Origin of the sequence: Burkholderia sp. ABCPW 11, assembly GCF_001523445.1 — a bacterium.
Lineage (GTDB): Bacteria > Pseudomonadota > Gammaproteobacteria > Burkholderiales > Burkholderiaceae > Burkholderia.
The window spans coordinates 1-815 of the sequence record NZ_LOVM01000026.1; the positions used below are offsets into that span (position 1 = coordinate 1).

The 815-nt window shown below is 62.5% G+C and carries 1 pseudogene; it reads left to right on the forward strand.

Annotated elements, in window-relative coordinates:
* Positions 1 to 48 precede the first annotated feature (48 nt).
* Positions 49 to 815 (forward strand): annotated as a pseudogene (locus WS61_RS10200) (hypothetical protein); the annotation flags it as partial.

The following is an 815-nucleotide window of genomic DNA, read 5'->3' on the forward strand; positions in this document are numbered from 1 at the left end:
CTCCCGTTCCTATTGGGAAAATTGCCTCCGAAACACTAACACTCATTTGTGTCCAGGATTTCTAGAGCAGATCACGACATCACGAACATCAAGAACGCGTTCACGAACACGGGTCTGGTGGACGGCAATGGTCACACGCGTGCTGCAGTGACGTACGACAAGAACCAGGACGGCACGCCGAACTACGGTTCGGTGACGCTGGGCGGTGGAAAGTCGGCGACGCCGGTGAAGCTGTCGAACGTTGCGCAAGGCACGGACGGCAAGGACGCGGTGAACGTCGATCAACTGACCGAAGCCATTCGTGGTGTGGAAGGCGGGATGAATCCGCTGGCGGTGGCGTACGACAGCATCCAGAAGGACAAGGTGACGCTGAGCGGCGTAGGCGGCACGACGCTGTCGAACGTGAAGGCCGGCAAGGCCGACATGGACGCGGTGAACGTGTCGCAACTGAAGTCGTCGGGCCTGATCGGCGAGGACGGCAAGGCGCTGGCCGCAGTGACGTACGACAAGAACGCGGACGGTACGCCGAAGTACACGTCGGCGACGCTGGCAGGCGTAGGCGGCACGACGCTGTCGAACGTGAAGGCCGGCAAGGCCGACATGGACGCGGTGAACGTGTCGCAACTGAAGTCGTCGGGTCTGCTCGACCAGGACGGCAAGGCGCTGGCCGCGGTGACGTACGACAAGAACGCGGACGGTACGCCGAAGTACACGTCGGCGACGCTGGCAGGCGTTGGCGGTACGACGCTGTCGAACGTGAAGGCCGGCAAGGCCGACATGGACGCGGTGAACGTGTCGCAACTGAAGTCGTCGGG